This is a genomic window from Lentisphaera marina (assembly GCF_028745505.1).
GTDB classification, from domain to species: Bacteria; Verrucomicrobiota; Lentisphaeria; order Lentisphaerales; family Lentisphaeraceae; genus Lentisphaera; species Lentisphaera marina.
Window position 1 is genome coordinate 1,864,045 of the sequence record NZ_JAQZZL010000002.1, and the last position, 13,816, is coordinate 1,877,860.

Annotated in this window: 11 protein-coding genes; 5 read left to right on the plus strand and 6 right to left on the minus strand. The window is 40.2% G+C overall.

The window, feature by feature from the left end:
- Nucleotides 1-41 precede the first annotated feature (41 nt).
- The 5 genes from PQO01_RS18565 to PQO01_RS18585 all read right to left on the minus strand — a co-directional run bounded on the left by PQO01_RS18565 (nt 42) and on the right by PQO01_RS18585 (nt 5,298).
- Entirely contained in the window at nt 42-1,127 is a 1,086-nt protein-coding gene (locus tag PQO01_RS18565; RefSeq protein WP_274315716.1) for an MlaD family protein, read from the minus strand.
- Nucleotides 1,128-1,141: 14 nt separating this feature from the next.
- Nucleotides 1,142-1,897 (minus strand): ABC transporter ATP-binding protein, encoded by a 756-nt coding sequence (locus tag PQO01_RS18570; protein ID WP_274315717.1) that lies wholly within the window; start codon nt 1,895-1,897, stop codon nt 1,142-1,144.
- Nucleotides 1,897-2,694 carry an MlaE family ABC transporter permease gene (locus tag PQO01_RS18575; protein WP_274315718.1) on the minus strand — a complete coding sequence of 266 codons (798 nt, stop codon included), beginning with the start codon at nt 2,692-2,694 and terminating at the stop codon, nt 1,897-1,899. The genes PQO01_RS18570 and PQO01_RS18575 overlap by 1 nt, the downstream gene beginning before the upstream one ends.
- Nucleotides 2,691-3,191 (minus strand): hypothetical protein, encoded by a 501-nt coding sequence (locus tag PQO01_RS18580; protein WP_274315719.1) that lies wholly within the window; start codon nt 3,189-3,191, stop codon nt 2,691-2,693. The genes PQO01_RS18575 and PQO01_RS18580 overlap by 4 nt, the downstream gene beginning before the upstream one ends.
- 94 nt (nt 3,192-3,285) lie before the next feature.
- On the minus strand, nt 3,286-5,298 hold the full coding sequence (locus PQO01_RS18585) for a TIGR00341 family protein (protein ID WP_274315720.1): 2,013 nt from the start codon (nt 5,296-5,298) through the stop codon (nt 3,286-3,288).
- A 214-nt stretch (nt 5,299-5,512) separates the two neighbouring features.
- Between PQO01_RS18585 and nusB the strand changes: the two genes are divergently transcribed.
- The 5 genes from nusB to PQO01_RS18610 all read left to right on the plus strand — a co-directional run bounded on the left by nusB (nt 5,513) and on the right by PQO01_RS18610 (nt 13,378).
- Nucleotides 5,513-5,983, plus strand: coding sequence for a transcription antitermination factor NusB (gene nusB / locus PQO01_RS18590; RefSeq protein ID WP_274315721.1), 471 nt, complete (start codon nt 5,513-5,515; stop codon nt 5,981-5,983).
- Complete coding sequence (gene ftsY / locus PQO01_RS18595) at nt 5,980-6,915, plus strand: signal recognition particle-docking protein FtsY (protein ID WP_274315722.1); 936 nt, start codon at nt 5,980-5,982, stop codon at nt 6,913-6,915. Before nusB ends, ftsY begins: the two co-directional genes overlap by 4 nt.
- A 133-nt stretch (nt 6,916-7,048) precedes the next feature.
- Entirely contained in the window at nt 7,049-9,076 is a 2,028-nt protein-coding gene (locus PQO01_RS18600; protein WP_274315723.1) for a M3 family metallopeptidase, read from the plus strand.
- Between the two features lie 82 nt (nt 9,077-9,158).
- Nucleotides 9,159-12,497 (plus strand): S41 family peptidase, encoded by a 3,339-nt coding sequence (locus PQO01_RS18605; protein WP_274315724.1) that lies wholly within the window; start codon nt 9,159-9,161, stop codon nt 12,495-12,497.
- Nucleotides 12,494-13,378: a carbohydrate kinase family protein gene (locus tag PQO01_RS18610; RefSeq protein WP_274315725.1), complete on the plus strand. Its 885-nt coding sequence runs from the start codon at nt 12,494-12,496 to the stop codon at nt 13,376-13,378. Before PQO01_RS18605 ends, PQO01_RS18610 begins: the two co-directional genes overlap by 4 nt.
- On the opposite strand, the gene PQO01_RS18615 is transcribed toward PQO01_RS18610, so the two are convergent.
- Nucleotides 13,367-13,813, minus strand: coding sequence for a roadblock/LC7 domain-containing protein (locus PQO01_RS18615; RefSeq protein ID WP_274315726.1), 447 nt, complete (start codon nt 13,811-13,813; stop codon nt 13,367-13,369). The two genes, PQO01_RS18610 and PQO01_RS18615, sit on opposite strands and share 12 nt — an antisense overlap.
- Nucleotides 13,814-13,816 lie beyond the last annotated feature (3 nt).

Below are 13,816 nucleotides of genomic sequence, written 5' to 3' on the forward strand. Positions count from 1 at the left end.
CGAATGCCCTACTAAAGCATGCTTAGGAAAAGATAAATGATTTATTTTTTCCCTTGGATCAAAGCATTAGGATTACGTTCTAAATAATTCGTTAAGCGACGAATTGATTCGAGAGTTCTATCAAAGCTATCTAAACTATTAGATGTATCAGTTGCTAAATTAACAACTGCTTTACCAATTCGACCTTCTCCAGAAAGCATTTTCTCTAATTGTGGTGTTAAGGATGCCAGAGCTTTAAGGTTTTTCTCCACTGTTGCGAGTGCAACTGTAACGCCATCACTAATTTTACTAAAGTCCTTACCTATCATATCTGACGTTTTGGTCACGCTTTGCAAGGCCTTATTGAGCTCATCACTATTGACATCTAAATTAGCTAGAGTGTTTCTAAAGCTCTTTGTTGTATCTCCGACTTTTGCAGCGACAAGCTCTTTTTCTAGTACCTGAGTAAACTTATCGATTTTCTTTAGAGAGTAAGAAAGATCTTTACTGAGGGTCAAAAGGTCATCGGTGGCAAACTTATCTAAGCTACTCATTGTTTTTTCAGCACTGGCCATGGCTTTCTCTGCATTCTCACCAATTTCCTGAAAATTGATTCTTGCTACACCATCCAAAATTTTCTCCACATCTAGCACTAAATCTTCTAAAGATGAACGCAAGGCTGGGATATAGGTTTCTGTAACCTCAAAGGGTAATGCCACTGTATTATCCCGACTCGAATCAACATAATCGAGTTCGACATACTTCATACCAGTTATGCCTGCATAGTTTAAACTAGCACGCATGCCTTTTTCTACCGCCTCAATAATGTAGCCCTGAAAACGTTGCTGAGCTTGAGCTTCCGTCATCTCTTTCATTTCACTATCACTAACATTTCTTGGAACTGCCGACATCGTTACTTTCACATATTCTTGTTCCCAGAGTTCAACTCGACTCACACGACCTACCGTCACACCTTTAAGCTTGACGGAGGAACCGACTTCTAAGCCTTGCACACTACGGTCAAAATAGGTAACAAAATCATAACTCTGACGAAACTGTTCTCTCAAGCCTAAATAAAACAATGCCAACACAAAAAGTACTAAGCCCGTTAGGACAAACATACCCAGTTTAAAATGCTTACTTTCCATTTTCTTTCTCCTAATTAAGTCTGGACTGATTCACGTCTATTCAAAAAGTCGCGAACCCATTCATTTTTTGATTCATTTTTAAGTTTTCGAGGATCGCCATCTTCAATGATCCTCTTCGTTTCTTTATCGAGCATAATAATTCTGTCTGCAATAGAAAAAATACTTTCGAGTTCATGCGTCACTATCACAATGGTGGTTTTAAATTCTTCTCGTAATTTCAAGATCAAGGCATCTAAATTGGCTGCCGAAATTGGATCCAAGCCAGCTGAGGGTTCATCAAAAAATAAAATATCGGGATTGAGTGCCATTGCCCTTGCAATTGCTGCACGTTTTTTCATACCTCCACTAATTTCAGCAGGGTAAAAGGTATTAAATTCATCGAGTTCAACTAAAGCCAATTTTTCCATGGCTCGCTCATGCATTTCTTCTTTAGTCATATCTGTGACTTCTTCAAGAATCATGGTAATATTTTCTTCTAGAGTCATTGAGCCAAAGAGGGCACCAGACTGATACATAACACCAAATTCTTTCATGATCTCACGTTTTTTTTCGGCGTTGGCTTTAACAATATTTTTGCCCTTAATCGAAATATCTCCCGCCATGGGCTTATAGAGACCAATCATATGTTTAAGTAGTGTACTTTTACCACAACCAGATCCACCTAATATAACAAATATTTCACCTTGATTGATTTCAAAGTCAAGGCATTCCATGATGACACGATCACCATAGCCCATTTTCAGCTTGTCTACTTTAATAACGGATTCCATTAGCCCCTCAACTGAGTAAAAATAATTGTCATTAGAGTATCAGCCACAATAATAAGGAAGATGCCCGATACTACTGAAGATGTTGCTGCTTTACCAACGCCTTGGGCATCAGAGGAACTATTCATACCGCGATAGCAGCCAACCATGGCAATAATAATGGCAAAAGCAAAAGCCTTTGCCATACTTTCCATCACATCCAAGTAATGAATTGCTTTAATTGTTTGATTTAGATATGCTATGAAGGGTAATTTGAGTTGAACAACACCGACAAAAAAACCGCCTAAAATCCCCAGCAAGTCTCCAATCAAAGTTAAAATGGGCATCACGACCATCATTGCTAAAAGCTTAGGGACAATCAAAAACCTCGCAGGTACAAAACCCATCGTCGTCAAAGCATCGATTTCTTCATTGACTCGCATGGTGCCCAACTCAGCAGCAAATGCTGAACCTGCTCTACCTGTTGCAATCATCGCAACCATGAGAGGGCCTAATTCCTTAACAATGGAGAGCCCAACTAAGTTTGCCACATAAATATCGGTGCCAAATTGTTTCATTTGAACGGCCGACTGAAAACCTAAAATCAAACCCATCAGGAAACAAATTAAAGCAACAATTCCTGTCGCCTCTCGTCCACAGCCATCCATATAATAAAGTGTACTTTTCCACTTTATTTTGTGAGGGTTTCTTATACCAAAGAGTAATTCCTCGAAAATCTCGCCAATGAAAGATGTGATATTTCTAGCTTCTTGAAAAAAGCCGATGAAATTCACACCAAAACTGGAGACAAATTTTTTCACTTGCCTTCGATAATTTTTTGATCTAATTGTTTAAAAACATCATGAACTGCTGAGGACATAGCTTTCACCAAAGAAGCTCCATCAAGCTCTGTAAAGCTTTGTGCACTCTTTACCCTAAACTGTTGATCACCCGCACCTGATCGTAAAACAAAATCAATACTAATTTTGGCCTGCATATTTTCCACATCAAAAACGAATTCATTCAGCTCACAGCGCAATTCATCTTTTCCAAGAGAGAAGTAGTTCTTCATTTCTGTTTCCACTAGCCGATTAGGACTATCCTGCCAGCGCTCAAACTCACGCAATTCAAGTTTCTCACCATTCTCTAGATTGAACCTTTGATGTACTTTGGCACTCGCACGCACTTCCACAATAGACACGGGAGTGGGTGATTCACCTTTAATATTTAAGGTATAAAATTGTACTGGTACAGACTTCCCCCCTATACAAGAAAAGAACAAGATTAGAGAACTTAGACTAATTAAATACTTACGCATATTTGCGCCCCTTTATTTTAACACTCAAGTGAATCTGCACTCATAGTATAAAAGTTCCATTATTGCTATGCAAATATTTAATTAAATCTAAACATTAAGGCTTTTTAGGCTGAGTTAGCTTAGTCGGTTTCTTCAATTCATTCTTAATTTCTTCTTTCACTTCTTTTTCAATTTTCTCTTCAAGCTCGAGTTCGACTTGTTTTTCAATTTGTTTTTCAACTTCTTTATCTAACTCTTCTTCGACTTGTTTTTCGACTTCTTCTTCTAATTTGATTTCTATCTTATCTTTGATTGTCTCTTCCAATCGTTGATCGCGCTCTTCTAAAATCTTTTGTGCTCGTTTTTCCAAAGTCTCATCTCGCCATCCATCTCTTAGAGCGTGAACTTCTATAACCAGATCATTATCCCCCATTTTATCACGGACTAATTGAGTCAACTCATCAATGTAGTACTTTGGCATGCGCTTAGAAGATGCTAAAATGATCATCACATCCGTTGGATCGGCATCACTACCTGGACGTCCGTGGAGCAACAACTCTACATCTGGCAGAGTTTCTATGTAATGAACAATACTTTTTGTGACATGCTTAGCCACCGGGTAAAGATTTGGTGATGGCTTACCCAAATTAATATTCCTCTCGAGTTCTAAACCCAGGGGAATGGCAAACACCACTAATACCGTAGCTAAAGCACCAAGAGCTTTGTAAACCCAAGTGTTTCGCTGTGCCTGCATCTGCATGCTATTTATACCTAGGATATTAAACGTTATTGAAGCTCCTAAGATAATCGCCACCAAGTTTGTAGAAAAAAGTAAAAAGGCTCCAAAAGCTGTTGGAATCTTTCCATAAGCTAGAGCTATCCCCACTGAACAAAGAGGTGGAACTAAAGCCGTCGCAATAGCGACCCCAGCCACCGCACCGCCAATATTAGGTCTCGCCAAAGCATAAGCTGCTGCACAAGCCGCAAATAAAGCCACAAATAAATCTAAGATATTAGGCACACCTCTCGACATCACTTCCGAAGTCAACTCTTGCCCTGGTGTTGTAAAGCCCACTAAAAAACTCACCCCTATCGTCAAAGCTATACCAACCGCAATGGTTTTACTTGCCTTTAAACCCAAACGAGAATTCCCTTGAACCAAGGCTAAACCGCAGCCAATCATTGGAGTCATTAAAGGTGCTAAAAGCATTGATCCTATGACGATTGCGGCTGAATCTTGTAAAAGGCCAAAAGATGCAATGGCAGCTGCTAAGCCCAACATTACCATGAAATCTGCTGTCAGTACTGACCCCCGTCTTAGACCCAAAACTAAATCTGCGTAGGCACGCGGACTCAAATGCGGTATCCACTGAGTTATTTTTTTAGCAACTGCAATTTTAGGAGCCCGTTTTACTAGCCCCACAACTGGAGATCGTTTATGATCATTCCACTTGGATAAATCATGTGCATTCTCAGCCCCTGTTAGGAGAAGATCTACTTTATTAAAAAAATATCGTAAAGATTCATAATCTGCATCAAGACTTTCAACTCGAGAGCTAACTTTGTCCCTATCAACACCACTATCTTCAATTAAATCTTCTATTGCCTGCTTACCCACCACTTCATAATTAAAGCTGTGATCTTCTTCTAGCATGAGCATTGAAACATGTTCTCCAGGATTTAGGCAGTCCTTAGCAAAAACAAGCGCTTGCGGATCATTAACGACACCGCTTGCTATTACCCCCACTCGTTCCATAGATTTCCTGTATTGTTGAACCAACAAAATAGTATCTATCGTCGATTCTTGGAAGACAGGGTATGATAAGGCATCATCCTTGAATGCAGTGTGAAAAGCTCCTATCAATAAACGATGCTTATTGCGATCAATGTAAGCACCTAAACTCTGAGCACTATTTTCTACTGGCAACTCACTAATATCGTAACTTAAATCCAATTCTTTCTTTGCGAGTTTATCAAGTTCATTTCGCACGGTGGCAGTACCACCGCAACCTTCTACATATAACAATTCGACTTCATTGATCTTATATTTTTTAGCAAACCTCTCCACACAAGGCACTAAATACTCCAGTTCATCTAACTTTCTGGCATACAATAATATTGACGACATCTTAACCCCAAAAATTAATCTAATTTAGACAAATTAGCTTAGTGCAGGATTTTGTCATCTTTAGCATTCATTTTAGCCTGTTTATTATAAGTGCATTTCGTCATAAACTCTTTATTTCTTGGAAAATAAAAAAATTATTTTTCTCTGTCTAGCCTTTTTTTTCTCTTAGTGTATACTAGCGCGCAATTAAGAAACTAGAGATTTTTCACAGACTATGAGTAAGAAAATTAAACGCAACCCGCGTAGCTTGGGCCGTAAATGGGCTCTGCAATACCTTTATCAAAGTGATATTGCTAAACTTGAATTCCAAGAAGAGGAATTTGCTTTATTTATCACGCAAATTGAAAATGCCCCTTCCGCTCCCAACGAACATGAATCTAGCAAGGGTTTTGCCTTTGCTCGCGAAATTGTTCAAGGCGTTCTCAATAACATCAAAGAAATTGACGCCTTTATTACTGAAGAAGCCAAGAACTGGAAAATTGACCGCATGGCAACGACCGATCGTAATGTCCTGCGCATTGCCGTTTTCGAACTCATGGAAATTAAAACAAATCATCCAGTTATAATTGTTAACGAAGCCGTAGAACTCGCCAAAACATTTGGTGATTCCGATTCATTTAAATTCGTAAATGGGATTGGCGACACACTTGCTCGTAAATTACGTCCTGAGGAAATGGAAAAATGAAAGGTATTTTTGACGTCTTCAAAAAAGGTCTTAAGAAAACTAAAACGGCTCTCTTCCGTTCCTTTGAAGCCGTGTTTTCAAATGTTGAGAAATGGGATGAAAGTACCTACCGCCAACTCGAAGCGGCACTCATTTCTGCAGACTTAGGCGTTTCAGTCACCCAAAAAATCATTGCCGACATCAAGGAATCTTACGCCATTGGCGAAATCAAGACCTCTGAAGATATTATTAATATTGCCACCAGTCGCATTAAATCTATTTTAGCCGACGACAATCGCCCTTTAAATATCAACACAACTGGTCCCACAATCCTACTGATGGTAGGTGTAAATGGCGCTGGCAAAACAACTACTACCGGCAAATTAGCTTATAAACTTAAACAAGATGGTAAGTCAGTTCTTCTTGCAGCATGCGATACCTTCCGTGCAGCTGCCATCGAGCAACTTAAACACTGGGGACAACGCATTGATGTTCCAGTCATTGCTGGTAAACACGGCTCTGATGCTGCCGCCATTGCTTACGACGCTTGCGCTTCGGCAAAAGCTAAAAATGTGGATTACCTAATCATCGACACTGCTGGTCGGCAGCACACTCGCCAAGACCTTATGGAAGAACTCCCCAAGATTCTTCGCGTCATTCGCAAAAATTTCCCAGAAGCTCCACACGAGACTATCTTAGTCGTCGATGGTTCTACTGGAACTAATGCCCTCTTTCAAGCAAGAGAATTTGGCAAAGCCTGTGACGTCACTAGTCTTGCAGTCACCAAACTTGATGGCTCTGGAAAAGGTGGTGTTGTCGTTGCTATTAAAGATGAGCATACCTTCCCCATACACTTTGTTGGACTAGGTGAAAGCCCCGAGGATCTACAACCCTTCGATCCGGAGCTTTATGCTGATGCTATTTTCTCCAAAGACAGCCCAATTGCTGACTAAACCTGCACTACAACTCATTCACTGATATAAAGCCCGCATCTCTCTTAAGATTCGGGCTTTTTTATAGCCCTGAGATTTGAGATTCAAAGAAAAACACGCAAGTTTACAAGAATCTAAATTTTAGGAGTACATCATGGGCCAACTCCCCAACAACCTTCCCTCATTTTCCAATTTCGACACTAAAGAACTGAATCAGCAAATCGATAGTTTTTTAAAATCTGCACGTGAAACAATTCAAGAAGTTTTAAAGCAAGAAAATTATACTTGGGATAACTTGATGCTCCCCTTAGAGGATATGGATGTTGAGCTAGGCAAAGTTTGGGGCCTCGCGTCTCACCTTCACTCTGTCAAAAACAGTCCTGAACTTCGCGACGCTTATAATGTAGCACAACCCAAAATTTCTGAATTTTATACGGAACTGGGCCAAAACACCGAACTTTACGATGCCATTCTATCCATCAAGAACTCTGCTCATTTCGAAAAGCTGTCTATCGGCCAAAAAACTTTAATTGAAAACAGTATTCGCTCCTTCAAACTTTCTGGTATTGCGCTTCCAGAAATGGAAAGAAAACGTTTTGCAGAGATAGCAAAAGAACTTTCAAGTTTGAGTACACAATTCTCTAACAACGTTTTAGATGCGACCCAAAATTATCACCTGCAGATTCAAGATGAGAAGGACTTAGCTGGACTTCCGCAAAATGTCATTGATGCGGCCGCCGCATGTGCAAAGAGTAAAGATCTCGAAGGCTGGGTATTTACACTCGACTTCCCTTCTTTTCAGCCACTTCTAACTTATGGTGAAAGCCGTAAGCACCGCGAGGAAATTTATCATGCATATTCTACCCGTGCTTCAGAAACGGGACCAAACGCTGGAAAATATGATAATACCGAGATCATAGACAAAATCCTAAAACTTAAACAAGAAGCATCTAAACTCTTAGGCTTCGAACATTTTTCCCAAAAGTCTATTTATACAAAGATGGCTACATCATCTCAGCAAGTCTTGGGTTTTATTGATCAACTCATAGAAAAATCACACCCACAATCTTTAGAAGAAATCGAAGCAGTTAAAAAATATGCGCAAAGCAAGGGTTTTAGTGATGAATTAAAAACTTGGGATGTCGGTTTTTACTCAGAACAAATGAGACAAGAGTTCTACGACCTTAACCAGGAAGAGCTGCGACCGTATTTCACAATTGACAAGGTCATGAACGGCCTCTTTGAACTCGCTAGTAAACTCTATGGCATTGACATCGTTGAAAGCTCTGATAAACCAGATGTTTGGCATGAGGATGTTAAAGTTTACGAAATCTCACGAAATGGTGAAACAATTGCGGCCTTTTATCTCGATCTCTACGCTCGTTCAGATAAACGTGGTGGAGCATGGATGAATGGTTGCCTCTCTCGACACAAAGATGCTCAAGGTCAACTGCAGCTACCTGTATGTTACTTGGTGTGTAACTTCATGCCTCCAGCTGAAGGGAAACCTGGCCTACTGATCCATAACGAAATAACTACTCTATTCCACGAATTTGGTCACGGTCTCCATCACATGCTGACGAAAGTTGACATTGCGGGAATCGCAGGTGTCAATGGTGTTGCGTGGGATGCGGTTGAACTCCCCTCACAAATTATGGAAAATTGGTGTTGGGAAAAAGACGTCATTCGTTCCCTATCCCAACATGTAGAATCGGGAGAAGTATTACCCGACGACAAAATCCAACGCCTTCTCAACGCCAAAAATTTCAACTCGGCACTCGCGATGATGCGTCAATTAGAGTTTGCCTCTTTTGACTTCCGCCTACATATCGAATCTGCCAAAGACGACTTCAAAGGGGCACAGCAAGTTTTAAATGATGTACGCAAAAAAACTGCGGCTCTAGCAACCCCAGAATGGAACCGTTTCCAAAACGCCTTTTCCCACATCTTTGCAGGCGGATATTCCGCGGGTTACTACTCCTACAAATGGGCTGAAGTCCTTTCTGCTGATGCTTACTCTCTTTTCGAAGAAGAAGGAATCTATAACGAGGCCACTGGAAAAAAATTCCTAAATGAAGTTCTTGAGCGAGGTGGCGAAGAAGACGCTGCAATTTTATTCAAAAACTTCCGTGGTCGTGAACCACAAACCGAAGCTCTACTTCGTCATTCTGGTATAAAGTAGCATTCTAAGTCGCTGATTCTTTGCCATGGCTTCTATGGCAAATTATCTTGATAAACATCAACCCATAACTTGCCTGTAATCTATGAAAAAATATTTTGTCTTAGCCCTACTATTCTGCCTTCTTAGCCAGGCAAAAACAAAAATTGATATCCCCTATTCACCCAGTTTGTCACCCGATGGCTCTGAAGTTATTTTTTCGTGGAACGACGACCTTTGGCGAGCATCAAGTGAAGGTGGACTTGCGACTCGCTTAACGCAAAGTAAAGGCTTAGATTATCGACCGCTCATTTCTCCCGACGGTAAAAAAATAGCTTTTGAATCCAATCGTTTTGGCCCCACTTACCTCTTTGTTATGCCTAGCGAAGGTGGCCCAGCCGAGCAAGTTAGCTTTAACTCTGAAGGCTACAAGCTCCTACAATGGTATCGGGACAGCCAAAACTTGGCCTATAACTCCAATAGAAAACTTTTTGTACCACGCCAGGGAAGCCTACCCTACAAACTCAACACCGTGAGTCAAGAGGCTGAACAACTCATCTTTAATTCAAGAATGCGAGAGTTTCACCTCTCTCCCGATGAACAAAAAATCTTATTCACACGCGAGGGTTCACAAAATTACCGTAAAGGGTATAAAGGCTCGCAAGCTTCACAAATCTGGCTTTATGAGAAAGAATCTGATAGTTTTTCTTTGCTTATAAAAGAAGAATGGAATAATCGTTCTCCTCTCTGGTCTCATGATGGCAAAGGTTTCTTCTACCTTTCTGATAAAAAGGGTAGTAATGACTTAATGTTCTATGACTTCAAAATCAAAAAAAGTCGTCTTCGCTACAGTGGCGAAGGTGAACACATTCTCAACATAAGTATTTCAAGCGATGGTAGCACCCTCTCATGGAGAAGACTATTTGATTTATATACCTGGAAACATCAAAGTTCAAAAACTGCAAAAAAACTAGCGCTCTACACTCAAGAAGATCTAGCAAAAAACAATACAGAAAATCGCCTAGTTAAAGGTATCGATACTTTTGACATCAGTATGGATGGTCTGGAAATGGCTTTTGCCAAAGATGGCATCATCTATGTCAGTGACAGCAAGTTTTGCGAACCAGTCAGAATGAGCGACAAAGATGCTTATTCTATCGAACCCATTTTCTCAAATGACTTTGAACATATCTTCTACTTAAAAGATAATGGTCAAGACATGTCGATTATTCAGGTCGAAAGAGCCGACAAAGAAAAGTATTGGTGGGAGAATCACACATTTATAAGCAAAGAAATTTATTCCTACAAAGGCAGCCTCAAAGACCTTAATATTGCACCCGATGATTCTCGACTCTCCTTTATAACTGGTGATGGTTGCTTATGGACTTACGATATTGAGAAAGGTATCAGAAAAAAAATACGCAGCACATGGATGGAACCCGATTATTCATGGTCGCCAGATAGTGAATGGTTCGTCTATTCATGCCCGAACGAAAACTATAACAACGAAATCTATGTCATCCCCTCTGATGGATCTCAAGAAGCAATTAACATATCTCGAAACCCCGCGTCCGATAGATCACCTACCTGGTCTAAAGATGGCTCCAAGATCGCTTACTCTAGCGATCGAGCCCGAGATGACAGCGACATTATAGTCGTTTATTTAAAAAACAAAGATTACCAAATAAGTCCTCGCCAAATCAAACTAAATGATGCCCTAGAGCACATGAAAGACGCACGCCCTCTCAAGAAAGACGAAGATGATAAGAAAGACGAAGATGATAAGAAAGACGAAGATGATAAGAAAGACGAAGATGATAAGAAAGACGAAGATGATAGGAAAGACGAAGATGATAAGAAAGAGGACAATGATAAGAAAGAGGACGATGACAAAGAGGAGGACGATGACAGTGGTAGCTACGACTGGAATAACATTCACTTAAGAACACATCACATTCGACGTGCAGGCAGTAACGAAAGTCGACCTCTATTTACACAGGATTCTGATTCAATCATATGTGTATCAGATAAAAAAGAAGGAAAAGGTACTTTTAAATTTGATGCCATCTATAAAATAGAACTCGAAGAGAAAAAATACACTTTCTTGACTTTTAACTCCTCAACAAACCTTCCGATTAAACCCCTCAAGAAAAACAATTACTTTGCATCTATCTCTTACGGAAAAGCAGCCGTTATGAGTCGTAAGAAAACTGAAAAATTTGAATACCAATATTACCACACTGTGAACCTAAATACTGAAAAAAACCTGATCTTTGCTCATGCTTGGCGTTTACTCAAAGAAAAGTTTTACGACCCTAATATGAATAATTTAGATTGGGATTCAATATTCAAAAAATATGCTCCCGCAGCCAATAAGGCGAGTAACATCTGGCGTTTGAGTACTGCTATAAACATGATGGTTGGTGAACTTAATGCCTCTCACCTAGGCTTTTATCCAAAGGCTAGTTACCCTCCAGTTCCGAAGCGTTTAGTTACAGCACACACTGGCCTACGCTTTCAGCGCCAAGACGGAAAACTACTCATCGGAGAACTCATCCCAAACTCTCCTGCCGCAAACGTTCAGTACGAGCTCCAAACAGGAGATCAAATTCTTGAATTAAATTACAGCACTGTGAATGACAAAAGTAATTTAGATAAAATCTTTACGGGCCTTGATCACCAAAGTATTCATATCAAAATAAAGAATCTCAAGGGTGAAATAAAAGATCATGTTATAGAGAGTATCGATCCTGACAAAACTAGAGCTTTGCTCGATCAAGAAATGGTCGATCGTTTGACTGAAAAAACACAAAGACTTAGTGATGGCAAAATCACATACCTACATATTGATAAAATGAACTTTGATTCATTTTATCAATTCCACGATGAACTCTACTCCAAAGCCTATGGCATGGATGGCATAGTTATAGATGTCAGAGATAATGCTGGTGGCAGTACTGCCGATCATTTGTTGACGATATTAACACAACCGGACCATGCCTTCTGTCAAGCCCGCAACCACCAAGTGGGATACCCAGATAATCGCAGTATTTACACCCCTTGGAAAAAGCCCATTGTTGTACTCTGTAATCAAAATAGTTTTAGTAATGCTGAGATTTTTGCTCATGCCATCAAAACTATGAAACGAGGCAAGTTAGTGGGTACACCTACTGCAGGAGGCGTTATTTCAACTTGGGGAACAAGCATTCTAAACAAACATCGTTTCCGCCTCCCTATGCGCGGCTGGTTTGTAGCTGACTCTGGATTAGATATGGAACTTAATGGTGCTAAACCAGATTATATAATTTGGCCAAATGCAGGTGAACTTTCTTCAAGCCGTGATCCACAACTCATTAAAGCCATTGAAGTACTGAAAAATGATATCGTCGAATGGAAGAAAGCTAAATCTAAAATCCAAGCCATTCGCGCTCACCAGAAACAATGAGTCACTCGACTTGTGACTTATTAGGTATTGGCCTCAGCGTATTCGACAACTCACTTTTTGTTAAAACACACCCTGGTGAAGATGAAAAAATCGAAGCACAACGCTGCCTACAAAGCTTAGGTGGCCCAGCTTGCATTGGAACTCTAACAGCCAACCGCCTCGGGTTACAAACCACTCTTTTAAGTGCCGTTGCAGATGATTTTCCTGGTGATTTCATTAAGCAATCACAGGCTCAGTTCTCCCGTCACACTTTCATTCCATTAAAAACGGACACCACTCCTCAAGCCACGATCTTAATAAAAGAAAATGGTGAACGCAGTGTCATTGCAACCCTCGCAAAAAATATTAAAGCTACACAAGTAAATTTATTAGATACACCTAAATATATCCTTTTGGATGGGCGCTATATTGATAAATGCTTTGATATAATCATGCACTTCAGAAAATCAGGTAGCAAAATAATTCTAGATGCGGGTTCAAGGAATCCCGGCATCTTAACCATGCTTCCTTATGCGGATATTATCATTGGCTCAAAAAAATTTGCTCTTAGCTACACTAAGAAAACTAATATTGACGAGGCTCTTGATAAACTTCGTGGGGATTTTGATAATGTATTAATTACTCTGGGGGATCAGGGAGCCATTTATTCTTTTGAACAATCACAAGGTCGCATCCCTTGTGAAAAAATAAATGCCGTAAATACTAACGGCGCAGGCGATGTTTTTCATGGCGCCTTTATTGCGGGGCTCGCAAAAGGCCTCAAGTTCTTAGAATGCAGTCAAGTTGCGTGTCATATTGCATCTTGGCACTGTACTCAAATCAGTATTGAGTCAACTTTGAATCAATTAGGTAAAAGCAGAAGCTTCAAATCATTTCTTTAAGACAAAGCTAACAGTAGGGTCTTCTGCTACTACTTCCTTTTTATTTGCCATACTATCTAGTGTTTGATTTATTTCACGGCGCAATTTTCTGGCCATCATACGCACCAAGCCCACTTGTGAGTTTTCCTGTTCAAAAACAGCTAATAGAATCACTTCTTCACACATGCCCGCAATATACAAATTGCGTTTTTCACCTTGATGATACACCGCTTCAAAATCTTCTTCACCAACCGTTCTAGCAAGTTCTCGAGTCGCAGCAAATGAACCTGCGGTTAAAGCCGCCATCAAATCATTTTCCTCATCACTACCAGAGTCGACTAATACAGCTCCGCCCTTGTCACATAGAAGTGCTGAACTTGAATCTGAAAGGCGTAGGAATTCATCTAGTTCAGTCTGTAGCTCTAAACATTCCTCTTGATTTAGTTCATAGGCCATTAT